Source organism: Corynebacterium sp. HMSC070E08, from assembly GCF_001808895.1.
In the GTDB taxonomy this organism is placed as follows: domain Bacteria; phylum Actinomycetota; class Actinomycetes; order Mycobacteriales; family Mycobacteriaceae; genus Corynebacterium; species Corynebacterium hiratae.
Map to the genome: position 1 here is coordinate 42,237 of NZ_KV794797.1, position 22,512 is coordinate 64,748.

At 62.1% G+C, this 22,512-nt stretch carries 28 protein-coding genes and 1 riboswitch; of the genes, 12 read left to right on the top strand and 16 right to left on the bottom strand.

The annotated features are described in order from the left end of the window. Positions 1-12 precede the first annotated feature (12 nt). Positions 13-192, top strand: a complete 180-nt coding sequence (locus tag HMPREF2526_RS11225; protein WP_070513429.1) for an antitoxin VbhA family protein — start codon at positions 13-15, stop codon at positions 190-192. A gap of 20 nt (positions 193-212) precedes the next feature. Beyond that, positions 213-860: a Fic/DOC family protein gene (locus HMPREF2526_RS11230; protein WP_070513427.1), complete on the top strand. Its 648-nt coding sequence runs from the start codon at positions 213-215 to the stop codon at positions 858-860. Between the two features lie 10 nt (positions 861-870). On the opposite strand, the gene HMPREF2526_RS11235 is transcribed toward HMPREF2526_RS11230, so the two are convergent. Further along, complete coding sequence (locus HMPREF2526_RS11235; protein ID WP_070547309.1) at positions 871-1,710, bottom strand: NAD(P)-dependent oxidoreductase; 840 nt, start codon at positions 1,708-1,710, stop codon at positions 871-873. A 25-nt stretch (positions 1,711-1,735) separates the two neighbouring features. Further along, positions 1,736-1,806, top strand: a riboswitch (guanidine-III (ykkC-III) riboswitch). 11 nt (positions 1,807-1,817) lie between these two features. Between HMPREF2526_RS11235 and HMPREF2526_RS11240 the strand changes: the two genes are divergently transcribed. Next, positions 1,818-2,132: a DMT family transporter gene (locus HMPREF2526_RS11240; protein WP_046647795.1), complete on the top strand. Its 315-nt coding sequence runs from the start codon at positions 1,818-1,820 to the stop codon at positions 2,130-2,132. A 33-nt stretch (positions 2,133-2,165) separates the two neighbouring features. Here the strand turns inward: HMPREF2526_RS11240 and HMPREF2526_RS11245 are convergent, their stop codons facing one another. From HMPREF2526_RS11245 to HMPREF2526_RS11260, 4 genes are all read right to left on the bottom strand, one after another. After that, complete coding sequence (locus HMPREF2526_RS11245; RefSeq protein WP_070547310.1) at positions 2,166-3,461, bottom strand: ABC transporter permease; 1,296 nt, start codon at positions 3,459-3,461, stop codon at positions 2,166-2,168. Then, the gene (locus HMPREF2526_RS11250) at positions 3,458-4,132 is read right to left on the bottom strand and encodes an ABC transporter ATP-binding protein (RefSeq protein WP_049154852.1); all 675 of its coding nucleotides are present in this window, start codon (positions 4,130-4,132) and stop codon (positions 3,458-3,460) included. The genes HMPREF2526_RS11245 and HMPREF2526_RS11250 overlap by 4 nt, the downstream gene beginning before the upstream one ends. Continuing rightward, a complete protein-coding gene (locus tag HMPREF2526_RS11255) occupies positions 4,129-5,739 on the bottom strand; it encodes a permuted SH3 domain-containing protein (RefSeq protein WP_049154851.1) in 1,611 nt (536 codons plus the stop codon). Before HMPREF2526_RS11255 ends, HMPREF2526_RS11250 begins: the two co-directional genes overlap by 4 nt. 223 nt (positions 5,740-5,962) lie before the next feature. Then, positions 5,963-6,436: a hypothetical protein gene (locus HMPREF2526_RS11260; RefSeq protein ID WP_010189769.1), complete on the bottom strand. Its 474-nt coding sequence runs from the start codon at positions 6,434-6,436 to the stop codon at positions 5,963-5,965. Positions 6,437-6,638: 202 nt separating this feature from the next. Between HMPREF2526_RS11260 and hemL the strand changes: the two genes are divergently transcribed. From hemL to HMPREF2526_RS11295, 7 genes are all read left to right on the top strand, one after another. Next, the gene (gene hemL / locus HMPREF2526_RS11265) at positions 6,639-7,973 is read left to right on the top strand and encodes a glutamate-1-semialdehyde 2,1-aminomutase (protein WP_046647792.1); all 1,335 of its coding nucleotides are present in this window, start codon (positions 6,639-6,641) and stop codon (positions 7,971-7,973) included. A 32-nt stretch (positions 7,974-8,005) separates the two neighbouring features. Continuing rightward, entirely contained in the window at positions 8,006-8,614 is a 609-nt protein-coding gene (locus tag HMPREF2526_RS11270; RefSeq protein WP_070547311.1) for a histidine phosphatase family protein, read from the top strand. After that, complete coding sequence (locus HMPREF2526_RS11275; RefSeq protein ID WP_070547312.1) at positions 8,614-9,219, top strand: TlpA disulfide reductase family protein; 606 nt, start codon at positions 8,614-8,616, stop codon at positions 9,217-9,219. Before HMPREF2526_RS11270 ends, HMPREF2526_RS11275 begins: the two co-directional genes overlap by 1 nt. Before the next feature lie 17 nt (positions 9,220-9,236). Then, complete coding sequence (locus HMPREF2526_RS11280; protein ID WP_070547329.1) at positions 9,237-10,022, top strand: cytochrome c biogenesis CcdA family protein; 786 nt, start codon at positions 9,237-9,239, stop codon at positions 10,020-10,022. A 12-nt stretch (positions 10,023-10,034) separates the two neighbouring features. After that, the gene (locus HMPREF2526_RS11285; RefSeq protein ID WP_046647788.1) at positions 10,035-11,666 is read left to right on the top strand and encodes a cytochrome c biogenesis protein ResB; all 1,632 of its coding nucleotides are present in this window, start codon (positions 10,035-10,037) and stop codon (positions 11,664-11,666) included. A 141-nt stretch (positions 11,667-11,807) separates the two neighbouring features. Next, the gene (gene ccsB / locus HMPREF2526_RS11290; RefSeq protein WP_049154848.1) at positions 11,808-12,839 is read left to right on the top strand and encodes a c-type cytochrome biogenesis protein CcsB; all 1,032 of its coding nucleotides are present in this window, start codon (positions 11,808-11,810) and stop codon (positions 12,837-12,839) included. After that, a complete protein-coding gene (locus tag HMPREF2526_RS11295) occupies positions 12,840-13,097 on the top strand; it encodes a helix-turn-helix domain-containing protein (protein WP_046647787.1) in 258 nt (85 codons plus the stop codon). Here HMPREF2526_RS11295 and HMPREF2526_RS11300 read toward each other — a convergent pair. Then, entirely contained in the window at positions 13,094-13,402 is a 309-nt protein-coding gene (locus HMPREF2526_RS11300) for a hypothetical protein (RefSeq protein WP_049154847.1), read from the bottom strand. The genes HMPREF2526_RS11295 and HMPREF2526_RS11300 overlap by 4 nt on opposite strands. A gap of 43 nt (positions 13,403-13,445) precedes the next feature. Between HMPREF2526_RS11300 and HMPREF2526_RS11305 the strand changes: the two genes are divergently transcribed. Continuing rightward, on the top strand, positions 13,446-13,787 hold the full coding sequence (locus tag HMPREF2526_RS11305) for a DUF4229 domain-containing protein (RefSeq protein WP_046647785.1): 342 nt from the start codon (positions 13,446-13,448) through the stop codon (positions 13,785-13,787). Between the two features lie 8 nt (positions 13,788-13,795). Here HMPREF2526_RS11305 and HMPREF2526_RS11310 read toward each other — a convergent pair whose 3' ends face one another. Genes HMPREF2526_RS11310 through HMPREF2526_RS11330 form a run of 5 tightly spaced genes read right to left on the bottom strand, consistent with a single transcriptional unit; the run spans position 13,796 to position 18,024 of the window. Then, the gene (locus HMPREF2526_RS11310) at positions 13,796-14,680 is read right to left on the bottom strand and encodes a 1,4-dihydroxy-2-naphthoate polyprenyltransferase (protein ID WP_046647783.1); all 885 of its coding nucleotides are present in this window, start codon (positions 14,678-14,680) and stop codon (positions 13,796-13,798) included. A gap of 5 nt (positions 14,681-14,685) precedes the next feature. After that, positions 14,686-15,540: a metal ABC transporter permease gene (locus HMPREF2526_RS11315; RefSeq protein WP_010189755.1), complete on the bottom strand. Its 855-nt coding sequence runs from the start codon at positions 15,538-15,540 to the stop codon at positions 14,686-14,688. Beyond that, entirely contained in the window at positions 15,537-16,391 is an 855-nt protein-coding gene (locus HMPREF2526_RS11320; protein WP_070526052.1) for a metal ABC transporter permease, read from the bottom strand. The genes HMPREF2526_RS11315 and HMPREF2526_RS11320 overlap by 4 nt, the downstream gene beginning before the upstream one ends. After that, positions 16,388-17,098, bottom strand: a complete 711-nt coding sequence (locus tag HMPREF2526_RS11325) for a metal ABC transporter ATP-binding protein (RefSeq protein WP_046647782.1) — start codon at positions 17,096-17,098, stop codon at positions 16,388-16,390. Before HMPREF2526_RS11325 ends, HMPREF2526_RS11320 begins: the two co-directional genes overlap by 4 nt. Beyond that, positions 17,098-18,024 carry a metal ABC transporter substrate-binding protein gene (locus HMPREF2526_RS11330; RefSeq protein WP_010189749.1) on the bottom strand — a complete coding sequence of 309 codons (927 nt, stop codon included), beginning with the start codon at positions 18,022-18,024 and terminating at the stop codon, positions 17,098-17,100. Before HMPREF2526_RS11330 ends, HMPREF2526_RS11325 begins: the two co-directional genes overlap by 1 nt. A gap of 107 nt (positions 18,025-18,131) precedes the next feature. Between HMPREF2526_RS11330 and HMPREF2526_RS11335 the strand changes: the two genes are divergently transcribed. Next, a complete protein-coding gene (locus HMPREF2526_RS11335) occupies positions 18,132-18,821 on the top strand; it encodes a metal-dependent transcriptional regulator (RefSeq protein WP_042529195.1) in 690 nt (229 codons plus the stop codon). On the opposite strand, the gene menE is transcribed toward HMPREF2526_RS11335, so the two are convergent. The 5 genes from menE to HMPREF2526_RS11355 all read right to left on the bottom strand — a co-directional run bounded on the left by menE (position 18,818) and on the right by HMPREF2526_RS11355 (position 22,352). Further along, positions 18,818-19,966, bottom strand: coding sequence for an o-succinylbenzoate--CoA ligase (gene menE, locus HMPREF2526_RS11340; RefSeq protein ID WP_042529197.1), 1,149 nt, complete (start codon positions 19,964-19,966; stop codon positions 18,818-18,820). The two genes, HMPREF2526_RS11335 and menE, sit on opposite strands and share 4 nt — an antisense overlap. Positions 19,967-19,977: 11 nt before the next feature. Further along, complete coding sequence (locus HMPREF2526_RS13435) at positions 19,978-20,139, bottom strand: hypothetical protein (RefSeq protein ID WP_010189743.1); 162 nt, start codon at positions 20,137-20,139, stop codon at positions 19,978-19,980. Positions 20,140-20,223: 84 nt separating this feature from the next. After that, on the bottom strand, positions 20,224-20,442 hold the full coding sequence (locus tag HMPREF2526_RS11345) for a hypothetical protein (RefSeq protein ID WP_046647779.1): 219 nt from the start codon (positions 20,440-20,442) through the stop codon (positions 20,224-20,226). Positions 20,443-20,545: 103 nt separating this feature from the next. Further along, complete coding sequence (locus tag HMPREF2526_RS11350) at positions 20,546-21,526, bottom strand: 1,4-dihydroxy-2-naphthoyl-CoA synthase (RefSeq protein WP_046647778.1); 981 nt, start codon at positions 21,524-21,526, stop codon at positions 20,546-20,548. 364 nt (positions 21,527-21,890) lie between these two features. Then, positions 21,891-22,352, bottom strand: a complete 462-nt coding sequence (locus tag HMPREF2526_RS11355) for a DIP1984 family protein (RefSeq protein WP_046647777.1) — start codon at positions 22,350-22,352, stop codon at positions 21,891-21,893. Between the last annotated feature and the right edge of the window lie 160 nt (positions 22,353-22,512).

Consider the following 22,512-nt stretch of genomic DNA (forward strand, 5'->3'; position numbering starts at 1 on the left):
GAGGATACCCACATGACAAGCACAGTAGGAACAGGGAAGAGCGTTGAAGATAGCGTGACGTTTGCCAAGGGGGTATCGCTGTTGGCTGGGCACGATATGGATGCGGAGCAGGAAGCGCTTGTCCGTGCCGTCGCTTCAGGAGAGATGACGGTCGATGAAGCTATCACGAAGGCTAAGTCCCAGCTCAATTAAGTTATGGGAGGAATCGGGGGATGAGACAAAAGAATTGGGATGACTACTACATTCCAGGTACGAGGACTCTGCGCAATCTCTTCTTAAGTGAGGAACATCCCTTTGGGGAGCCAGACTTAGAACGACTGAATCATCTTGAAACCGTTGCCGTCAACGCTCGAATTGCTCAGCTTTACATAGTTCCTCTGGAAGGTGCTTTTGACTACGCGCACTTCAAGGACATACATCGACATCTTTTTCAGGATGTGTATGAATGGGCGGGTGAAGAGCGGACTGCCCCTACAGACCAGTTCATGATTAAGGCTGGGCATGCCTACTATCCGGCGGGGCCGGAAATGACGAAGGCAGCAGAGAAGTTGTTTGCGGGGCTGGCGAAGGATGATTTTCTGCGCGGCCTAGAGATTGATGAGTTTGTGGCCAAGCTGGCGGAGCTGTGGGGCGAGCTCAATGTGGTGCACAGCTTTAGAGAAGGCAACACCCGCACACAGACGGTGTTCTTTGACGCGCTGGTTACGGCGGCAGGATACCAACTTAATGTGGAGCGGCTAGCGAGTGATAGCCGCGTACGCGCGGAGTTTATTGCCGCGCGCTTTCACAGCCAGGACACGGGGGATAACACGCAGCTGGAGGAGGTGCTGCGCGGGCTCGTCGGAAAGCGGGCCGTCTAAACGCTCGGGCCTAGCCCTTGTTGCGGAAGACGAAGATGGAGGAGAAGTCCTGGTCGCCGTGGCCCATGGCCTGCTGCTCCTCAAAGCGCTCGATGGCGGCGGCCACTGCAGGCAGCGGCTTGTTGGCGGTCATCTCCATGAGCTTGGCGTCCTTGCACAGGGCATCCACGGTGAAGTCACCCGGAGTGGTGTTGCGCTCGCCGGTGATGAACGGCCCCTTCATATTCTTCATAAAGGCCAGGCCAGTGATGTCGAGCATCTCGAGGATGACCTCGGAATCGAGGCCCTCAGACTCGCCGAGGTGCAGTGCTTCCAGTACGCCCTCGGCGGTAACGGCGAGGGCTAGGTTGGCCAGGAGCTTTCCAATCGCCGCGGTGGCGGCGGATTCCACGCCGATGAGCTTGTTCTCATCGGCCCAGGACTCGGCGATGGTCATGGCGAGTTCGCGGCGGTCGTCGTCAGGCGTGCCCACATAGACGCCGAGCTTGCCCTCGCGCGCCGGGCCCAGAGAGCCAACGACGGGCGCGTGGACATAAGAGTCGACCGCGGCGGCGAATTCGCGAGCGGCGTCAGGGGAGACGGTGGTGGTATCGATCCAGGTCACGCCGTCCGGGATGAGATTGGTCTCGATGACTCGCTCACGGATGTCATCGGGGCCAAAGAGCGAGGTAATGATGACCTCTGCGCCTTCTACGGCGGCGGTGGGGGAATCGGCGAGGGTAGCGCCGGCATCGACCAGCGGCTGCGCGCGCTCGGCGGTGCGGTTCCAAACGGTGAGCTCATGGTTCTTGAGGAGGTGTCGGGCGAGTTCAGTGCCCATGCGGCCAGTACCTAGAAATGCAATCTTCATGCCGCCCAGTGTGCCATTATTGTGGGCAGGCTCGCCGCGATTTATGCGAGCCCCGGACGAGGGAGCCGTACCCGGTGACGCGACAAGACGGCCAGAAAGGGCTGGCCATGTCGTGGTTCGTGTTGATTTTCTCTGGTGCTTTCGAGGCCGTGTGGGCGGCGGCGCTGGATAAGTCGGAGGGCTTCAGCCGGCTGTGGCCCTCGGTGGTCTTTTTCGTTGCCTGCGCCATTTCGATGGGCGGGTTGGGCTGGGCCATGAAGTCTATCCCCGTGGGCACGGCCTACGCGGTGTGGGCCGGCGTGGGCGCGGTGGTCACCGTCATCTATTCCTTCGCCGCCGGGCACGAGGCGGCCACGGTATGGAAGGTGCTATTCCTCGCCATGATTATTGGTGGGATCGTGGGGCTGAAGGTGGTGCATTAGGGGGCGCCGTCGTTTGAAACGACGACGCGACACTTATTCGTAGCGCAGTGCCTCAATCGGGTCCAGCTTCGCGGCCTTGCCCGCGGGGTAGTAGCCAAAGAAAAGGCCAATAGCCAGTGAGAAGAGCAGCGAGAGAATAACCGCCCACAGCGGCGGTGCCACGAGTGAGCCAATGGCGGCCGCACCCGCCATGCCGGCGGCGGTGCCGATGGCGATGCCGATGAGTCCACCGATGAGGCAGACCACGATGGCCTCCGTGATGAACTGGATGCGGATATCACGGCGGCGTGCGCCAAGCGCCTTGCGGATGCCAATCTCGCGGGTGCGCTCGGTGACGGTGATGAGCATAATGTTCATCACGCCGATGCCGCCGACGAGCAGCGAGATACCGCCGATGGCCGCGAGCACCAGGCTCATCGTGGTGAAGATCTGGTTCAAGGACGCGAGGTCATCGCTGAAGTCGGTCACTTTGACCATGTAGTCCGGGTTGTCCTTGTAATAGCTATCGAAGACACGCTGCAGGTTGCTGGCCACCGCGGACTTATCCAAGTCTGGGTTGCCGCGAACGGTGACCTCGCTGAAGGCGGTGCCGGCACCGGGGGAATCGGAAAGTTCGGCTTCCAGCGGGTAAGGAACGAAGGCGGATTGGCTGGGACCACCGCCCACAAGAGGGCCGGTTTGCGGTTCTTCAAAGACGCCGACGACGGCGAGCTCAATCGGGGAGGCCTCTTGGGTTTCGAAGCTTACGTATTGGCCAATGGCGTCTTCAGGAGCACCGAAAAGTTTGGTGGCGGTCTCCTTATCCAGCATGGCTACTGCCCGGCTGGAGTCGATATCGTCTTCATTGAGGAAGCGCCCGGCCACGATGGAATAGGAGGAGCCTGAGACATAGTCCGGGTTGGTCGGGCGGATGAGGAGGTTGGCGGTCTCCTCCCCGGATTCGCCCTCGACCACGAGGGCGCCGGAATAGGAGTTGTACTCGCCGATATTGATGCCGGCGATCTGGTCCCCCATGACCTCCTTGGCGCGGTCCAGCATGTCCGGGGTGAGCATCGAGGACTCGTCCTCGACATAGCCGCCGCCCATGAAGGGATCGTCGGCTTCTTCCTCTTCGCCCTCCTCAGGGCGCTCCTTGACCTGAACGGTGAAGTTATTAGCGCCGACCTTGTCCAAGTCTTTTTGAACCGAGGCCTGCAAGGAGTGGCCGAGCGTGACGATGGCGATCACCGCGGCGATGCCGATGATGACGCCCAAGAGTGTGAGCGCCGAGCGCATCTTGTTGGTGCGCAGGCTCGTCAGCGCCATCTTGGTGGATTCAGCGAAATTCATGACAGCACACCGTCCTTCATCGTGACGGTGCGGCTGCATTCATCAGCCAATTCCGGGTTGTGGGTAATGAACAAAATGGTCTTTCCATGCGTGCGGTGCAGTTCGTGGAATAAGTCCATGACCATGCGGCCGGTCTGCGAATCCAGCGCACCGGTGGGCTCGTCCGCCAACAGAATCTCCGGCTGGTTGGCCAAGGCGCGGGCCACGGCTACGCGTTGCTTCTGACCACCGGATAGCTCATTGGGGAGGTGGTTCATGCGGTCGCTCATGCCAACCATCTCCAAAAGCTCTTCCGCGCGCTGGGTGCGCTCGTGGGTCGAAACGCCCGCATAGACCATGGGCATCTCCACGTTTTTCAGCGCGGACATGCGGCCGATCAGATTGAAATTCTGGAAGATGAAACCGATTTTTTGGCCGCGGAAGGAGGCTAGTTTGTCGTCGCCAAGCGCCAGCGCATCGACGCCAGCCAGCTGGTACTCGCCGGCGGTGGGGCGGTCGAGCAAGCCAATGATGTTCATGAGCGTGGACTTGCCGGAGCCGGACTGGCCCACGACTGCCACAAATTCGCCTTCGTCCACGCTGAAATCGAGGCCCGGGATGACGGTCAGCTCGCTGTCGAGGCCCTCGTTGAAGCGTTTGACGATTCCCCGCATCTCAATGAGGCGGCTCATGCGTTCTCTTCCGCAGCATCGGATCCATCGACGGAGGCGGACATGCCGACCATGTCCTTGTGGGTATCCGCCTGGCTGATGACGGTCTCGCCCTCCTTGAGGCCGGAGGAGATGGCGGCGGAGAAATCAGATTCGCTGGCCACCTTGACCTCGCGCGCCTGGATCGTGCCGTTGTCGATGACCAGGACGTTCTTCTTGCCACCTTCTTCAAAGATGGCGGAGAGCGGCACGGTGATGGCGTTCTTATCCTTCTTCGTAATGATCTTCACCTTCGTGGTGGAACCGAGGCGCAGGCCTTCGCGGTTGCCATCGACACGGATGTGCACTGGGAATTCGGGCTTGGAGGAGCCAGTTGGCTTGCCGGAGCCGCCGCCTGCGCCAGCCTCGACATCGGGCTGCTCAGCGGTGGGGGAGATGAACGTGACCTTGCCTTTGTATTCCTTGCCGGGGCTCGACGGCGAGGTGAACGTGACTTCATCGCCGACCTTGATGCGGGCGATATCGCCCTCCTTGACCGTGGACTTCACCAACAACGTGGAGTCATCCGCCACGGTGAGGATGGGGCCTTCGGCCGGGGCGCCGGCCTGGCCATTGACGGCGGTGACAACGCCCGCCAGCGGGGAGCGCAGGTCGGCCTGGGAGAGCCGGTACTCCAGTGGCCCATTTTCCTTGGCGTTGTTCGCGCTTGCCGACGCCGCCGATTCCACCGCGTGGTTCACCGCCTGGGACTGGGAGGAAATCTGCTGTTCGATGGCGAGGTTGCTGGCTTGCAGCGCGCGTTCGGCATCGGCAACCGCTTGGTAGGAGGCGGCGGTGGCGCGCTGTTGTTCGCCTAGTTCGCGGTCGATGCCGCGGAGGACGCGACCATAGGATTCCTCGGACTGCTTGAGCTGGCGCTCGGAGTCCTGCACGGCCTCATCGGAATCGAGGTAGCTCAAGAAAGCGCTGGCGGTGTTGATTCCGGAAGGATCCTCGGTGGCGGTGCCGAGGGAGGCCAGTGCGGACTGGAAAGACTTGGACTCGGCATCGCGCACCCCGGAGCGTGCTTGTTCGACGGCGGCGCGGGCCTCGGCAATTTCGGGGCGGTCGCCCTTGGCGGCGAGGGCATCGTCGAGCTTGCGCTGCGCCTCGGCGTACTCGGTCTGCGCCGAGTTCACGGCGGACTGGGCGCTGTTGACCTCGGGGTTGAGGCCTTGGTCGAGGGAATCCTGAAGCTGGCGCAGCTGGAGCTGGGCATCCTCGATTTGGTGGACGGCCTCGAGCTTGCTGGCCTCCTGGGAGGTGCGCTGGGCCTCGAGCTCGCGCTCGGTTTCGGTGGTGTCCATGCGGCCGAGCAGCTGCTGGGCCTCGACGCGGTCGCCCACCTTCGCGTCCAAGGACTGGATGGGGCCGGTCAGCGAGGTGGTCAGTGAGAGTTCGCGCTCGGCAGAAACCGTTCCGGAGGCGGAGACGGAACTGATCAGGTCTTCTTTGGTGGTTTTCGTGACATCGGTTGCGGTGAGCTGAATATCGGAAGACCCACTGGTTAGTGCGTACATTCCACCGCCGCCTGCGAGGAGAACCGCAGCGATAGCGCCAGCAGTGATGCCGAGAGCTTTCTTATTCATGAATCCCTTACTGTCAGGTTAACGCCGTCATTGAAATCGGGTTCAGATTAACTCTCGGGCATGTGTCTTGTCATGCGCAGTGGGGGGAATATAGGAGGTAGATCAGGGTCTACCCTTAGTTGGTATGAGGCTATGAGGTCTGGTGACGTTTCGATCAATTAAGGTCCCGAAAATGGGTGATTTTCTGCCACTATTTGATCGAAACGTATGTGGCATCTGACTTTTAGAAGGGCACATCGATGTAGATCTCCTCCGCCTTCGGCAAAGGCGGCAGTTTGGGTAGCTGATCGAGACCCTCCTGGACTTCCGGCGGGAGGGGAATCTGCGGAGGCTCGGGCAGTTCTAGCTTGGGTTTGGGCCGCTGCGGTGGGGCCGGGCGTGGCGCCGGTGCTGGTGCGGGCGCTGGCGCGCGGACGGTGACGGTTTCTACTTCGACGCGTGGCGTGGGTGTTTCGGCTACTACGGGTGCGGGAGCTGGTGCTTCGGCCGTAGGTTCCGGTTCAGCCGGAGCTGGCGCGATGGAGGTGGTGTCACCCAAGCGGTTGACCGGCTGGGGTACCGCATCAGGCTTCCAGGAAGGCAGCTGGGCCGAGGTGGTGGGGTTGGGCTCGGCTCGCGGAGCAGGTTCTGCCTGCGTGGCAGCGCAGGCAGAAAGCGGAAGGCAAGCAAAAATGACAAGAATACGGCGCGATGCCATGGGAATCCCCCTTAAGTAGTGCCTCCCACAGCGCACCCCAGCGCTTAATTAAAGAAAGGCAGAATCAACAGTGTGCTGCCAGCATAGCGTTCCCATGGCGGGTGCGCAGCGCGAGCGCGCTCAGGGTGCTCGCGAGGTGGTGGAGAGGAGGCTGCAAGACACGAGGGGACTCCAACTTTTGTATAGGGCTAAAACCGATACAATGTGGGCTATGCCTAACTCCAGCCAGCTAAACCAGCAGAATACGTCCCAGTCCGCCGAGTGGTTCGAGCGCGCCACCAAGGTCACCCCGGGCGGTGTGAATTCCCCGGTCCGCGCCTTCGGATCCGTGGGCGGCCAAGCCCGCGTTATCGCTCGCGGTGAGGGCTCCCGCCTTTGGGATATCGACGGCAACGAGTACGTCGACCTGGTCAGCTCCTATGGCCCGATGATCCACGGCAATGCCCACCCGGCCATCGTGGAGGCAGTGCAGAAGGCGGCTGCCGACGGCCTCTCCTTCGGTGCCCCGACCGAGGGCGAGACGCTGTTGGCGGAGCACATCGTCAAGCGCACCGCCGTGGAGCAGGTGCGCCTGGTCAACTCCGGTACCGAGGCCACCATGTCCGCCGTGCGCCTGGCCCGCGGTTTTACCGGCCGCGCCAAGGTCCTGAAGTTTGAAGGCTGCTACCACGGCCACGTGGATGCGCTGTTGGCGTCGGCTGGCTCCGGCGTGGCCACCTTCGCGCTCCCGGATTCCCCGGGCGTAACCGGCGCTTCGGCCGCAGATACCATCGTTGTCCCTTACAACGATCTCGACGCCGTCCGCGAGGCCTTTGCCGCGCACCCGGGAGAGATCGCCTGCATTATCGCGGAAGCAGCCGCCGGCAACATGGGCACCGTGGCCCCGGAGGAGGGCTTCAACGCCGCGCTCAAGGAGATCGCGCATGCCGACGGCGCCCTGCTGATCCTCGACGAAGTCATGACCGGCTTCCGTACCTCCTACAAGGGTTGGTTCGGCGTCGATGAGGTAGCGGGTGACCTGGTGACCTTCGGCAAGGTGGTCTCCGGTGGTCTGCCCGCAGCTGCCTTCGGCGGTCGCGCCGACGTCATGGCCTCGCTGGCACCGTCCGGTCCTGTCTACCAGGCGGGCACGCTGTCCGGTAACCCGGTGGCGATGGCCTCCGGTCTGGCTTCCCTGGAACTGGCCAACGAAGAGCTGTACCCGCGCCTGCAGGCCAACGCGGACCGCCTGACCGGCCTCATCACCGAGGCACTGAGCGCCGCCGGAGTGGCACACCACATCCAGCGCGCGGAGACGATGTTCTCCATCCGCTTCGCCGAGGGCCAGGGCCGTAACTTCGCCGATATGCAGGCAGCCGATACCTGGCGTTTCGCTCCCTTCTTCCACGCACTGCTGGAAGGCGGCGTGTACGTTCCGCCGTCAGCCTTCGAGACCTGGTTTGTCTCTGACGCGCTCACGGACAATGATTTTGAGGTAATCGAGGCAGCTCTCAAGCCTGCCGCCCAGGCCGCTGCCAGCGCGCAGCGCCCGCAATAAACCAACCATGTTGAGGGGATAGACACAGGCATATGTCCACCACCATCGTCCACTTCGTCCGCCACGGCGAGGTTTATAACCCGGATAAGATCCTCTACGGGCGCATCCCGGGCTATCACTTGTCCTCCCGTGGGCATTCCATGGCCGCACGCACGGCGAAAGCCTTCGAAGGCCATGACGTGACCTACCTGGCGGCCTCGCCGTTGCAGCGCGCGCAGGAAACCGCGATGCCGATTGCGAAGGTGACGGGCTTGGAGGTGGACGTCGACAAGGGCGTCATCGAGTCCGGTAACCGCTTCGAGGGCCTGCGCACCAAGGGCTGGAACTCGCAGCTGTGGAACCCGCAGCGCTGGCCGCTCATGGTCAACCCGCTTGAGCCCTCGTGGGGCGAGCCTTTCGAGGAGATCGCCGCGCGCATGATGGATGCCGCCGAGCGTGCCCGTTCCAAGGCTGAGGGACACGAGGCCATTGTGGTCTCCCACCAGCTGCCCATCGTCATGGTGCAGCGCACCGTGCTGGGCAAGCGCCTGGCCCACGCGCCGTGGGACCGCGAATGCGACCTGGCCTCGGTGACCTCGCTGGTCTACCGCGACCGCGAGATCATCGATATCTTCTACTCCGAACCGGCGCAGGACATCTAATGGGACGCAGAACTATCCGCGCCGCCGCGGCCGGTGTCCTTGCTGTGTTTGCCTTGGCAGGCTGTGCGCAAAGCGAGGAAAACGCGCAGAACGCCGTGGCTTCCGGCGGCACCTTCGAGTTCATCTCGCCCGGCGGGCAGACCACCATCCGCTATGCGGAGGAAGACCGCAAGCCGCTCAAGGATTTCTCCGGTGAGGACCTGCGGGATGAGTCCACGACGATCAAGCTTTCGGATTTCAAAGACCAGATCGTCGTCCTCAACTCCTGGGGCCAGTGGTGCGCGCCGTGCCGCTCCGAATCAGATGACCTTCAGGCCATCCACTCGGAGCTACAGAAGCGCAAGGTCGGCACCGTGTTGGGCATCAACGTCAAGGACTTCAACCCGGAGATCTCCCGGGACTTTATGGCCGATAACGGCCTGGAGTACCCCTCCATCTACGACCCGCCCTTCAAGACGGCTGCGGCCCTCGGTGGCGTGCCCACCTCCGTGGTACCGACCACCATCGTGCTGGATAAGCAGCACCGCCCTGCCGCGGTCTTCCTGACGGAGATCACGGAGAAGGATGTCCTCGAGGTCGTCGACGAGCTGGAGAAAGAACAGTGATCCTTGCCGCTGACGGTATGGGGCAAAGCTTTGCCGATGCCGCCGTGTCCGGCCCGCTCCTGATCGGAGTGCTCGCCGCGGCCGTGGCCGGTCTGGTTTCTTTCGCCTCACCCTGTGTGGTTCCATTGGTTCCTGGCTATATCTCTTACCTCGCCTCCGTGGTCGGCGGTGAGGTGAGCTATGACGAGGAGCTTGGGGTGGGCGTCGGCAAGCGCCGGCGTTGGGCCGTCGTCGGTGCCGCAGCACTATTCGTGCTGGGCTTTACCGTCGTTTTCGTCCTAGCCACCGTGTCAGTCTTCGGCGCCATTTCGGCGCTGACACTCAACGCGGATACCCTCATGCGCGCCGGTGGCATCATTACCATCCTCATGGGCATCGTGTTCATGGGCGTGGTGCCGGTGCTGCAGAAGGACACGCGCATGGCGCCGCGGCGCTGGACCACGTGGCTGGGCGCGCCCCTGCTCGGCGGGGTTTTCGCCCTGGGCTGGACCCCGTGCCTGGGACCCACGCTGGCCGCCATCCTGTCCGTCTCCGCCGGAACCGAAGGGACCACCGCGCTGCGCGGGACCGTCCTCATCATCGGCTACTGCCTGGGCCTGGGCCTGCCCTTCCTGCTCGTGGCACTGGGCTCGGCCAAGGCCATGCGCACCGTGACCTGGATGCGGGAGCACTCCCGGACCATCCAGATTCTCGGGGGCATCGCCATGATCTTCGTTGGCGTGGCCCTGCTGACCGGGCTCTGGGGAGATTTCATCAACGCCATCCGCCAGTGGACCGTGTCCTATGGCGCGACGCTGCTGTAAAGGAGAATTTTCGTGAGATACATCCGCAAGGCCTGGCACTGGCTGACCAGCATGCGCACCGCGCTGGCGCTGCTCTTCTTGCTGGCCATCGCCGCCATTCCCGGATCGCTCCTGCCGCAGCGCTCGCTCAATGAATCTAACGTCAACGACTTCATTGAGACCAACGGCAAGGTGGCGGAGATCTACGACAAGCTGCAGCTTTTCGACGTCTTCTCCTCCGTCTGGTTCCAGGCCATCTACGTCCTGCTCATGATTTCTCTGGTGGGCTGCATCATCCCGCGCTCCTGGGACCACTACAAGGCCTACCGCACGCCGCCGACGCGCGCGCCGAAATACCTGGAAAAGATGCCGCTGAACGCCACCGGGCACTCGGAGAAGTCCCCGGAGGAGATCGCAGCGGCCACCACAACCATGCTGAAGAAGTGGCGGGTCTCCGAGGTCTCGCCCGAGAAGGACCGCGCGGGTGCGCAATCCTTCTCCGCGGAGCGCGGCTATGCCCGCGAGCTGTGCAACCTCATCTTCCACATCGCGTTGGTGGCAATCTTGCTCACCATGGCAGCCGGGCGCCTGGTGCACTACGAGGGACAGGTCATCGTGGTCACGGAGAAGAACTCCCAGGGGCAGACCCAAGAGCAGGCGCAATCCACGGAGTTCTGCAACACCTCCACCTCCGTCTATGACTCCTTCCGCGCCGGCCCGCTATTCGACGGCACCGGCCTGCACCCCTTCTGCTTCTTGGCCCACGACTTCACCGCGGACTACCTGCCCAATGGCCAGGCGGAGATGTTCACCTCGAACGTGTCCTATGCCGCCGGCGACGACATCTTCACGGACCCGGAGACCTGGGAGGACTACCAGCTGCAGGTCAATCACCCGCTGCGCATTGACAAAAACCGCGTTTACCTGCAGGGCCACGGTTTTGCGCCGACCATGACGGTGGAGTGGCCTAACGGTGAGAAGCGCACGCAGACCATCCAATTTCAGCCCACTGACACCACGTTCTTCCTCTCGTCGGGAGTGATGCGCTTCGACCCGCCGGCGGGCATGTACCCGGACCTGTTTGAGCGCCGCCAGAACCAGATCGCCATCCAGGGCCTGTTTGCCCCGACCGCCGAGTGGTCCGGCGAGAGCGGCAAGCTGTTGCAGTCTTCCTACCCGGCGATGCTGGATCCGGCCGTGGCTATCGATATCTACCGCGGCGATGCCGGCCTGGACACGGGTACCCCGCAGTCCCTCTTCTCCCTCGATTCCAACCTGGTCCACACGGGCCAGCTGCAGAAGATCGACCGCGTCAACCTGAACCAGGGTGAATCGGTCACGCTGGACGACGGCACGAAGATCACCTTCGACGGTGCCTCCGAGTTTGCGAACTACCAGGTTTCCTATGACCCCTTCCAGAGCTGGGTTCTCGTGTCCGCGCTGGTCATGCTGGTATCCCTGGTTGGCTCGCTGGTGATCAAGCGCCGCCGCGTGTGGGTGCGCATCCGGCCGGGGGCCAATGGTGGCACCGATATTGAGATGGGCGGTCTTGCCCGCACCGACCGCGCGGGCTGGTCTGAGGAATTCCATGAGCTTCACCGCGAGCTCCTGGAACTGCCGGATCCCGATGAGGTGGAGGAGGACGAACTCTACTCCGCCGACTAAAGGTGAGAAAGCTATCCGTCAAAAGTTGGATACTCCCGCTGAAGGGGGGTACTCTGATGAGCACCATAAATCTCTCCGCTCATGCAGCCTCGTGCGTGAAGCACGGTGTAGGCACGATTGTGAAGGCAAGGTTTCCCACTCATGCAGGTTGATCAAAATCTGTCCAACTTTTCCGACATCGCGGTGCAAACCGCGTTCGTCGTTTATGCTCTCGCCTTGGTGTTGTCCCTGGTCTACTACGGCCGGATGCACAGCATCATCGAGGCGATGCGCTCCCGCACGACTGCTGTGGCGCAGCAACGCGAACTCGCTAGCGTGGGGGCCTCGGCAGACAGTGCCGCGCTTGGCGACGTCCCCCCGACAGCCAGCACTGGCCCCGATGCTGACCTAGACGCGGATCTGTCGAAGAAGCGGGAGAACGCCGACAAGCTCGGCGGCATGACGCAGATGCTCCTGTGGTTGGGTATCGCCTTACACTTGGCGGCCATTGTGCTGCGCGGCCTGGCCACGGGGCGTTTCCCGTTTGGCAACCTCTACGAGTACGTGCTCATGGTGACCGCCGGCGCCATGGTGGTGGCGACCATCGCCATGCAGCGCAAGGAATGGCGCACTCTGTGGCCGTGGCTGCTCACGCCGATTCTGGCGCTGATGTTCTACGGCTCCACCAAGCTCTATGCGGAATCCGCTCCGGTGGTTCCGGCACTCCAGTCTCACTGGCTGCCCATCCACGTCACTGTGGTCTCGTTGGGTGCGTCCATCGGCGTGGTCTCCGGTATCGCTTCTTTGCTCAGCGTGCTGCGTGAGTTCCAGCCGAAGGGCAGTGAGTCCGGTTTCTTTGGTGCGCTTGCCCGCCCGCTTCCTTCTGCTAAGAAGTTGGACCGCTTGGCCTACCGCTTGGGCGTGGTGACGCTGCCGACTCTGGGCCTGGGTATTGTACTGGGCGCTATTTGGGCCGAGTCCACATGGGGACGCTACTGGGGCTGGGACCCGAAGGAGACCGTATCCTTCGCCACCTGGATCCTCTACGCCGCCTACCTGCACGCCCGCGCGACGCCGGCCTTCCGCAAGGCCGCGCCGTATATCAACATCGCGGCGATGCTGCTCATGATCTTCAACCTGTTCTTCATCAACATGGTTGTCTCCGGCCTGCACTCCTATGCGGGGCTGAACTAAATGGCGGATACCCCTAAGCCGCGGCACAAACAGGGCAAGCCGGCGGGCGATAACCCGCAGCTCATCGCTCTCGGTGAGGGCTTTGCGCAGCGCCGCCGAGAACTCGGTATCTTGCAGCAGGAGCTGGCTGAGAAGGCCGGGATTTCGCGCTCCACGCTGCACACCATCGAGCACGGCGGCTCTGGCGTGCGCTGGGAAAAGGTGATTGCGGTGGCTGAGGCCCTCGGCCTTGAGATGACCTTCGAGCCGAAGGCTTAGGCTTCGTCGGCTTTATTGTCTTTGTCCTCGGGGGCCTTGGGTTTCTGGGAACCTTGTGAACCCTGTGAGCGACGGCGGCGCTCTTCTTCTTGGCGCTCTGCCTCCCGCTCCCTGGCGCGGCGCTCTTTGAAGCGCTGCTTCTCTAGGTTCCACAGGAACTCTTCGTCATCGTCTGGGCCCTTGATTGCGGGGCGCTGCGGCTGCTGTGTCTGCTGCACCTTCTTATTCCAACTCGACGGACCAAAGGCCTTCCATACGAGGACCGCCGCGAGGACAAACAAGAGTAGTAGTATCAATCGACCCATGCGTTGTATTCTACGGAATGCCCGCAAAGCAAAAGTGAGAATTATGAGTCAGACAGAAAACACCACCAACGCCTCCCAGAACTCCGAACCGCCCCAGCCGGACCCGGCGCTCAAGCGCCGCTCCCGCGTCGCTTTGTGGAAGTACGGGGCTGCCCGCGTGGTGCTGTTCATTGTGCTCACCGCGGTGATTCAGCTGCTGGCCATGGCGGTTCTCGGGACCTTTCCGCTGCTGGTCTCCGCCCTGTTGGCGTTGTTTGTGGCGCTGCCGCTGTCCATGCTGATCTTCTCCACGTGGCGCATGGAAGCCACTCAGACGCTGGCGGAGTACTCCGCGCAGCGCAAGGCCCACAAGAAGTGGGTCCAAGAGGAGCTGGCTGGCCGCTAAATCGGTGGTTAAACCAGAGCCAGCGCTACAGCGTTGATAACCGCCCACACCAGCATCGCGCGGCCGGCCATGCCAAGTACTGGGATGAGTTTCGGGCCGCGTGCGCCGCGGTTGACGGTGCGGATAGCACCCAGCGCGAGAGGGAAGTAGAGCAGCGAAGCGAGCGCGGCCCAGGAATCGAAGGCTAGGCCGATGGTGAGTAGTACCGGCAGCAGCAAGAGGGTCATGAATAGCGTGCGGGACTTTTTATCACCCAGGCGCACCGCCAAAGTGATCTTGCCGGTGGCCTTATCGGAGGGGATGTCCCGGATGTTATTGGCCAGGTTTACCGCCGCACTCATACCGCCGATACCCACGGCTAAGGCAAGGCCTGTCCACGTGATGCGGCCGGCCTGTGTGTACTCGGTACCTAGGACCGCGACGAGTCCGAAGAACACGAAAACGGCGATTTCCCCGAACCCGCGGTAGCCGTAGGGGTTCTTGCCACCGGTGTAGAACCAGGCACCGGCGATACACACGGCGCCGACGAGGATGAACGAGGCGGCGTTGGCAGCTAGGGAGAGTGAGATGCCCGCGATAGCCGCCACGCCGAAGGAGGCGAAGGCGGCGAACTTGACGTGTTGCGGTTTGGCCAGCCCGCCGCCGGTAAGCCGCTGGGGGCCGGTGCGGTCATCATCGGTGCCGCGGATGCCATCGGAGTAGTCGTTGGCGTAGTTCACGCCGATGATAAGAGCCCAGGCCACGATGAGTGCCAGCAATGCGCGTCCCCAGTGCAGACCGTGGGCCGCGGCGGCGGCACCGGTACCAGCGATAACAGGAGCAAAAGCATTGGCCCAGGTGTGCGGGCGAGCACCCTGGAGCCAATCGGCAGGAGTGGCGGAATAGGCAGACATGCTCACTATTGTGCCACTGGTGTGGTGTGCTGCGGCAATGAGCTGGTGCGTTGGCGAAAGCGGTAGATGATGAGCACTGCAACGAAAATAACGGCATTGGTGACTGTCATTGCGGCAGAGGTAGCCGCGTCAAGGACATAGGCAACCCAAAATCCCACGACCGCGCTGATAGCGGCAACGCCACAGGCGGTCAACACCAGCGTGGGCACGCGCTGAGTAAGCAGCCGCGCGGTCATCGTCGGGAATACCATGAGAGCGATGACCAGCATGGCACCGGCAGCGTGAAAGGCGGCGGTGGCGGTGCAGGCAACCACGGTCATAAATATGATGTGAAGAACGCGCGTGGGCACCCCGCGTGCGGCACAAAAATCGGCGTCAAAAGTCGTGGCGGATAAACGCGGCAGTGTAAGGGCGAGGAAGAGAGCATTGATACCCAGCACTGCGGCCATGATGTAGCAATAGTTGGGATTGGAGAAGGCCGCGAGGTTGAGATCACCGACGAGAACGGCGTGGACATCAAGGTGCACGTGGCTCATGTGCGTAGAAATCAGGATGACTCCGGCGGCAAACAGGGCGGGAAAGACCAATCCGAGGGCGGAATCAGCAGTCACCAGCGGGCTGCGCTGTAGTGCGTCAGTTCCCAACGCCACCACCAAGGCGCCAGCGGCCGCGGTAACGAGCAAGATGGGTGAATCTAGATCTGCGGTAAAGAGGTAGCCGACGGCAATTCCGGGAAGGACGGCATGGCCGATGCCGTCGATCAGCATGGCCTGGCCTTTGAGGACAACAAAGGTGCCGGGGATAGCACAGGCCAAGGCGGTCAGGACGGCAAGGAGACAAGCGGTGGCGGCGAGGGTCATGAGGCGAGCTTTCTGCTGAGGAGGCTGATGGTGACGAGCGCCGCCTGAACCAAGACGATGACCGGACCGGTGGGCAGCGGGCCGTGTGCAATGGAGACATAGCAGCCGAGAGCAGCGGTGGCCGCGCCGAAGAACCCGGAGAGCGCGATGAAAGGTAGCAAGCGCGTGGTCCAGGGGCGGGCAGCGGCGGCAGGGCTGATGACCACGGCGACCATGAGCACTACGCCGACGACTTTGACGCCGAGCACCGTGATGGCGGTGAGGGCGAAGAAACTAGCCGCGTTGAGGAACGAGGTGCGGATGCCGGCTACCTGGGCAAAACTTGAATCAAAAGTGACTGCGGCCTGCCGGGTGTGAATGAGGAAAAGAAAAAGCAGCACGCAGCCACCGATGATGAGTGTGGACCGTACATCCGCGCGAGTGAGCGTGGAGGCATTTCCCAGCAAATAATCCTGGATTCCGGCCTTGCCAGGCAATGGTCGGCGGGAAATATACTGCATGAGCAGCATGCCCACCGAGAAAAATGTGGTTAGCGTGGCCGCCATCGCAGTGGTTTGCCCCAGGGGAGTTAACCGCGGGATGAGGTGAATGCACCCCACCGCGAGGGTTCCGGTGAGCAGGGCGCCGCAAGAAAGAAGCCAGACATTTCGCCCGTCCCAGCCAATGGCGGTGGCCACGAGGAAGGCGGTGAGCAGTCCAGGCAGGGAAGAATGCGAGATGGCATCGGCCAGCAGGCTGGTGCGGCGAACATATACCAGTGGGCCTAGCGCGCCAGCGCAGCCACCGATGAGCACGGTGCCCAGGAGTGCCTGGGTATAGGTGTAGTTCTGAAGAAGCTCGAGTGGGTTCATGATGGCAGGGAAAACATGTCGGCAATGGCGGACTCGGTAAGTACCTGCTCGGTGGGGCCAGCAGCAATGAGCCGGCCGTGGCCGACCATGAGGACCTCATCGCAAAAGTCGGCGACCTCCGCCAGGTTGTGATGCACCAGCAGGATGGTCACGCCGTTCTCGCGCAGTTCCTTGAGTACATCCATGATGGCGCGCTGACTCGCGGCATCGACACCAGCGAAGGGCTCGTCGAGGATGATGAATTCCGGCTCGCTAACGAGCGTGCGCGCCAACAACACGCGCTGGCGCTGACCACCAGACAGGGCGGAAATCGGCAGCTGCGCGTGTGCCTGCATTCCGGTGCGCGCAAGTGCTGCGTGGGCGGCGTCTTTGTCAGCGCGGCTGGGCCACTGCCACCAGCGCAGCCCGGCGGTGCGGCCCATCAGGGCGATGTCGAAGGCGGTGGCAGGGTAATTCCAGTCGATATCCGCATGTTGTGGCATATATCCGAGCCGCTGCCGAAAATGTGCCAGATCGACGCCATCGAAGGTCATCGACCCGCAGGCTAGAGGCGGAAGGAGCCCTACCAGCGTGCGGACCAGAGTAGACTTTCCCGACCCGTTCGCACCCACCAGCCCGGTGATAGTCGCGGGGGTGAGGGTGAAGGAGGCGTCGTGAAGCACCGGCGTGCGGGGATAGCCGGCGGTGAGGTTTCCTACGCTGAGCATTAGCTTAGTGCTTTCGCCACGGCGCTAGCGTTATGTTCGAAGGCTCCGAGGTAGGTATCGGTTGGGGCTTCCGGGCCGAGGGTATCGGCAAAGAGCTCTTCATCCGAGATGGTGACGGTCCAGTTGCGGGTTTCTACGGCTTCCTTGAGAGAAGTGATGGCCTGTGGGTTCGCCTGGTTATCTTGGAAGATAACGGGGACCTTCTTCTCCGCGATCGTATCCGCGAGCTCGGAGATCTCAGTGGCGGACTTGGTGGCTTCGGTGGTCACGAAGTCGGTGGCTTGGACTTCAAAGTCGAAGGTCTTGCCGAAGTAGTTGAAGGCGTCATGGCCGGTGATAAGAACGCGCGGGGAGGCGCTTTCGAGTTCCTTAGCGGCCTTGTCGTGCGCGGCTGCAATCTTGTCTTCATAAGCATCGGCGGCCGCGGCATAGTCTTCGGCATTGTCAGAGTCGATTTCGCCGAGTTTGGTGCCGATATGATCGACGACCTGGCTCCACAGCTCGGGGCTATTCCAGATGTGCGGGTCGTAGAGTTTTTCGCCCTTGTCACCTTGCTCGGGCCACGGCAGAAGGTCAGCAGTATCGAGCTGTTCGCCGACAGCTAGCTGCTTTTCACCGAGGGAGGAGAGCTGGTCCACCATTTGCGCCTCGAGGTGAAGGCCATTCCAGAGGACGAGGTCGGCATCCTGCATCTTTTCAATATCGCGCGTGGTGGGCTGGTAGGTGTGTGGATCGCCGCCGGGGCCGACCATGGTGGTGATGTCGGCGTCCGGGGCGATATTGGCGGCCGCATCAGCCAAGTAACCGGTCGTGGCGAAGATCGTCAGGTTATCGTTCTGGGCTTCGGTGGAGTCGCTGCTGGTGCAGGCGCTCAGCGTGCTTGCGACCACGAGGGAAGCGAGGGGAAGCGCAATAAGTTTCTTCACGGGAAACCTCTCTTATTAAAAGTGAATGTCGATGTTCAATGGATTGAACTTGAAAGAGCATAAGTGCTGAAACCGTTGGAAGCAATAGGCTGAACTACGATGGGGGTATGCACATCAGCGAGCTGCCCGAACGCACCCAGGATTACCTCAAGATCCTCTGGACCTATGAGGAGAAAGAGGGCGCTAATACCGCGATGCCGCTGGGGGACCTAGCTAAAGCGGCGGGGCAGAAGCTGCCCACCACGTCGGAGGCGGTCAAGCGCCTGGCCGCGAAGGGGCTGGTGGAACACGAACGCTACTTTGGTGTTCGGCTTGTTGAGGAAGGCCGGCGGCTGGCTGTGGCAATGGTGCGCCGGCATCGACTCCTGGAAACCTTCCTCGTGCGCACTCTGGGCTATACCTGGGATGAGGTGCACGATGAGGCGGAAATGCTAGAGCACGCGACGTCCGACAGGCTCGTTGAACGCCTCGATTCTTTCCTGGGCAACCCCGCCCGCGATCCGCATGGTGATCCCATACCTGCCCCGGATGGCACTGCCGAGCCGGTCTCGCGCATTACGCTTATCGACGTCCCCGCGCAGACCCCCGTCACCGTGGAGCAGGTCACTGACGCGGATGGCGAATTTCTGCGCTACCTGGATAAAAATGGAGTGCGGCCGGGAGTGGAATTGTCCGTCGTTGCCCCCTCGGTTGCGGGTGTGCTCGAGGTTGCCGTCGACGGCGGTGCGCACTTCCCCCTCGGGGAATCCGCTGCGCGCGGCATTGCCGTACGCAGCTTTGGCGAAGCGGAGGCTTAGCTGCCCCACGTGCGGGCGACGGCGAGGCGGTCAACCTTGCCGGGGCCGGTGGTGGGGAGTTCAGGCAGGCGCTTGAAATCCTTGGGGATGTGCCACCGGGGAAGGCCAACGTCATCGAGAGCCACGAGGATATCGCCGACATCCGCCCATCCGGTATAGGCGGCAACGATCATCTGCCCCAAGCGTGGGTGGGGGATGCCAACCACGCACACGCTCTCCACTCCCGGCACGCGCAGGATGTGCTGCTCGAGCTGCTCCGGGTGGAGCTTGAGCCCGCCGGTGTTCAGGATGTTGTCGAGGCGCCCGGTGACGGTGAGGTGGCCGTCGTGAAGCGCGCCGGCGTCGGAGGTAGCAAACCACGAGGTGCCGGATTCATCCACCATAAAGGCGTCTGAGTCCACGTTTCGGTAGCCCTGCGCAATCATGGGCCCGCCGAGGTAGATGCGGTTTTCCTCGCCGATGCGAACAAGAGCGCTATCGAGGGGACGGCCGTCGTAGACGCATCCACCGGAAGTTTCTGAGGAACCGTAGGTGGTGACGATATTGATGCGCAGCTTCTTCGCCGAATCCAATAGTTGCGGGTGGGTGGCAGCGCCCCCGACGAGGATGGCATCAAAGGTGCGCAGTGCCTCGATTCCCTCGAGAGAATCCATGGCCTTGGCCAGCTGCATGGGGGTCAGTCCCGTGTATGAGCGATCCCCGGTGGCGGCCAGCTCGTGCGCGGCGCGGGCGAAATTGGGGATGGAAAAACCTTCCGACAGGTCAAGGCAGAGCGGCTCTACACCCGCGACGAGCGAGCGCACCAATACCTGGATGCCCGCGATGTGGGAGGCAGGCATGGCTAGCAGCCACTGACCGGTGCCGCCGAGAGCCCGGTGCGTGGCATCGGCGCTGGAGACCAAGTTGGCAGCCGTGAGTTGCGCGCCCTTCGGTGTGCCCGTGGACCCAGAGGTAGCCACGACCAGCGCGATGGGGGAATCAATGGGTTCTCCTGCGCGCATGTGGTTGCGCAGCAGCTGCGCGCGGGTACGGTCCTCCGCCGGGACGGGCAGGAAGGTGGCTTGTCCTGCGATGGCCGCTTCCAGATCAGGCAGGATGGCGGCGGGGTCATGTGGATTGACAGGCAGAGGGGAGAGGATGGTCACGGTTAGCTAGGTTACCGCCCGCGGTGCTCATAGGGGTTGATGAGCTCATCCTCCTGATCGAAGGGGCGCTCGCCGTCCCTCTGAGCCTGCTGGATGCGGCGCAACATCCACACTCGCGACGCAATGACGGCAATGAGCGCGATGGCAGCGAGGGCAATGGCGAAATACAGCACTTCAGGCTCTCCCTGGGTGAAGGTGATTGGTGGTAATTAGGATAGCTGGCAGGTCCCTACCTGCCCTCCCTACTGGCTTGAGCCTTAAGAAGTGGCCTCGTGTGTCTCGGGGGTGTTTTCTTCTGTGGAGAAGCAACCTAGGATAAAAACCAGCACCAGCATGGCGGCGATGGTTGCGCCAACGGCGACGCCCGCCCGTAGCAGCCATGACCATTCGGTAAAGTGCCGCAGGGAAACCAAAAGGATTAGGCAGAGGACAAGTCCGATTGGGCGGGTTATCTGATTGATTTTCTCCGTGGTCAAGGTTGCCTCCGTGGGAGCTATAGTTACTGGCGTTAACTGTCCCGGATATTACCCGTTTTTTATCTTTCGGGTGGAAGAGAAGGCACTAGCCCTCGATGGAGGCCTAGTAGTAATACGGGAAGTCATCCCAGTTGGGCTCGCGCTTTTCCAGGAAGGATTCCTTGCCTTCGACGGCCTCGTCGGTCATGTAGGCCAGGCGCGTGGCTTCTCCAGCGAAGACCTGCTGGCCCATGAGGCCATCATCGGTGAGGTTGAAAGCGAACTTGAGCATGCGCTGGGCGGTGGGGGACTTCATGTTGATTTCGCGCCCCATCTGGATGGCGGCATCCTCCAAGTCGGCGTGGTCAACTACCTCGTTGACGGCACCCATTTCGTACATGCGCTGCGCGTCATAGGTGCGGCCCAAGAAGAAGATCTCGCGGGCGTACTTTTGGCCCACCATCTTGGCCAAGTAGGCCGAGCCATAGCCGGCGTCGAAGGAGCCGACGTCGGCGTCGGTTTGCTTGAAGCGTGCTTCCTGGCGGGAGGCGATGGTCATATCGCACACCACGTGCAGGGAGTGCCCGCCGCCGGCGGCCCAGCCGTTAACCACGGCGATGACCACTTTGGGCATGGTGCGGATGAGGCGCTGGACCTCCAGGATGTGCAGGCGGCCGCCCTCAACTTTTTCGCGGGCGGTGTCGACAGTGGATTCGTCGGCAGTCGCGTCATCGTGCTCGTGCTCGGTGGCGTAGCGGTACCCGGAGCGGCCGCGGATGCGCTGGTCGCCGCCGGAGCAAAACGCCCAGCCGCCGTCTTTCTGGGAAGGCCCGTTGCCGGTTAGCAACACCGTGCCGACATCCGGCGTGCGGCGCGCGTGGTCCAGCGCGCGGTAGAGCTCATCCACGGTGTGCGGGCGAAACGCGTTGCGCACCTCTGGGCGGTCGAAGGCGATGCGGACGATGCCGTCCTTACGCTGTGGCTTCGGACCGTCACTGATGAGACGGTGGTAGGTGATGTCCGTGAGGTCCTCAAAGCCCTCGACGGGGCGCCAGAGTTCCGGCTTGAAAGGATTATCGGTGCTGTAGTTCTTCTGCTCGCTCATGGCACACCAGCTTAATTGGAAAGCAGTGCGCCGGAAGTATAGTCCCCATTCCCAACCCTCACCCACACTCTCCGCCCAGCGCGGCGGTGATAAACAATAAACAATACTGCGGGATTATCCCCGTCAATGTGCACGTGTACTCCGTACCAGCGCGGTACACCATACAGTGGGACGGAATCGAACCTCCCTGCCTTCTTGCGCTACGAAGGCGCCTGAGAAGCACTGGGCTCTTCCCTGCCCAGTAAGGGTTGCGCTCGCTGCGAAGGGTGTGGGCTACCGTCGCGCGCATGAGGCGCGCGACGTGACTACATGTCGAACGACATGACTACGTGCCGCAAGAATGCGGCACAACTAGCGGCAGTCGCTATTTAGTTATCAGTTCCGTATTCCAGTTCAGCTGCTGGATGCGGGTATCCAGTTCGCGGTACTGGCGGGCCAGATCGTCGGCGCGCTCGCGCAACTTCGGCACGGGCACGGTGGCCACGAACTTGATCTCGGAGCGGGAGTAGCGGTCGTGGCGCGCACCCGCGCGCTCTGCCAATCCCTGGTAGATGCGGCGCTTGCGCAGCAGTCCATCACGAAGTGCGAGCGCCTCCATCAGCGTGATCTCTTCGTCGAACGGGGTGGCCGTGTTTGTGGCGTTGATCGCGATGACGAGCTCATCGATGCGCTTGGTTACGCCCTCCAGCTCACGGAGGAGATCCGTCGGGTTCTCATCCGGTTCATCGCCTTCCTGGATGCGGACGGTTGCCGCGAGTCGGTCACTCAGCGAGTTGAGGCGCTCCTGCGCCTGGGCGCGCTCGGCCAAGGCTTCAGCAAGTAGCATGGTTCCTCCTTAAGAAGTTAGAGCAATCAAGTTAAGGCTACGACGCTCCGCTGTCAATAGGAGATGGAAAGAATTTCAAAATCGTCGTGACAGCTTGGACTCCATGGTCAAGGGAATCAGCATCATCGGCTGGGGTTCAGTTCTCATTACCCCTGATAGA

Coding starts and splice junctions, on each gene's coding strand:
- HMPREF2526_RS11225 (WP_070513429.1), top strand. CDS start 13: ATGACAAGCACAGTAGGAACAGGGAAGAGCGTTGAAGATAGCGTGACG.
- HMPREF2526_RS11230 (WP_070513427.1), top strand. CDS start 213: ATGAGACAAAAGAATTGGGATGACTACTACATTCCAGGTACGAGGACT.
- HMPREF2526_RS11235 (WP_070547309.1), bottom strand. CDS start 1,710: ATGAAGATTGCATTTCTAGGTACTGGCCGCATGGGCACTGAACTCGCC.
- HMPREF2526_RS11240 (WP_046647795.1), top strand. CDS start 1,818: ATGTCGTGGTTCGTGTTGATTTTCTCTGGTGCTTTCGAGGCCGTGTGG.
- HMPREF2526_RS11245 (WP_070547310.1), bottom strand. CDS start 3,461: ATGAATTTCGCTGAATCCACCAAGATGGCGCTGACGAGCCTGCGCACC.
- HMPREF2526_RS11250 (WP_049154852.1), bottom strand. CDS start 4,132: ATGAGCCGCCTCATTGAGATGCGGGGAATCGTCAAACGCTTCAACGAG.
- HMPREF2526_RS11255 (WP_049154851.1), bottom strand. CDS start 5,739: ATGAATAAGAAAGCTCTCGGCATCACTGCTGGCGCTATCGCTGCGGTT.
- HMPREF2526_RS11260 (WP_010189769.1), bottom strand. CDS start 6,436: ATGGCATCGCGCCGTATTCTTGTCATTTTTGCTTGCCTTCCGCTTTCT.
- hemL (WP_046647792.1), top strand. CDS start 6,639: ATGTGGGCTATGCCTAACTCCAGCCAGCTAAACCAGCAGAATACGTCC.
- HMPREF2526_RS11270 (WP_070547311.1), top strand. CDS start 8,006: ATGTCCACCACCATCGTCCACTTCGTCCGCCACGGCGAGGTTTATAAC.
- HMPREF2526_RS11275 (WP_070547312.1), top strand. CDS start 8,614: ATGGGACGCAGAACTATCCGCGCCGCCGCGGCCGGTGTCCTTGCTGTG.
- HMPREF2526_RS11280 (WP_070547329.1), top strand. CDS start 9,237: ATGGGGCAAAGCTTTGCCGATGCCGCCGTGTCCGGCCCGCTCCTGATC.
- ccsB (WP_049154848.1), top strand. CDS start 11,808: ATGCAGGTTGATCAAAATCTGTCCAACTTTTCCGACATCGCGGTGCAA.
- HMPREF2526_RS11295 (WP_046647787.1), top strand. CDS start 12,840: ATGGCGGATACCCCTAAGCCGCGGCACAAACAGGGCAAGCCGGCGGGC.
- HMPREF2526_RS11300 (WP_049154847.1), bottom strand. CDS start 13,402: ATGGGTCGATTGATACTACTACTCTTGTTTGTCCTCGCGGCGGTCCTC.
- HMPREF2526_RS11305 (WP_046647785.1), top strand. CDS start 13,446: ATGAGTCAGACAGAAAACACCACCAACGCCTCCCAGAACTCCGAACCG.
- HMPREF2526_RS11310 (WP_046647783.1), bottom strand. CDS start 14,680: ATGTCTGCCTATTCCGCCACTCCTGCCGATTGGCTCCAGGGTGCTCGC.
- HMPREF2526_RS11315 (WP_010189755.1), bottom strand. CDS start 15,540: ATGACCCTCGCCGCCACCGCTTGTCTCCTTGCCGTCCTGACCGCCTTG.
- HMPREF2526_RS11320 (WP_070526052.1), bottom strand. CDS start 16,391: ATGAACCCACTCGAGCTTCTTCAGAACTACACCTATACCCAGGCACTC.
- HMPREF2526_RS11325 (WP_046647782.1), bottom strand. CDS start 17,098: ATGCTCAGCGTAGGAAACCTCACCGCCGGCTATCCCCGCACGCCGGTG.
- HMPREF2526_RS11335 (WP_042529195.1), top strand. CDS start 18,132: ATGCACATCAGCGAGCTGCCCGAACGCACCCAGGATTACCTCAAGATC.
- HMPREF2526_RS11350 (WP_046647778.1), bottom strand. CDS start 21,526: ATGAGCGAGCAGAAGAACTACAGCACCGATAATCCTTTCAAGCCGGAA.
- HMPREF2526_RS11355 (WP_046647777.1), bottom strand. CDS start 22,352: ATGCTACTTGCTGAAGCCTTGGCCGAGCGCGCCCAGGCGCAGGAGCGC.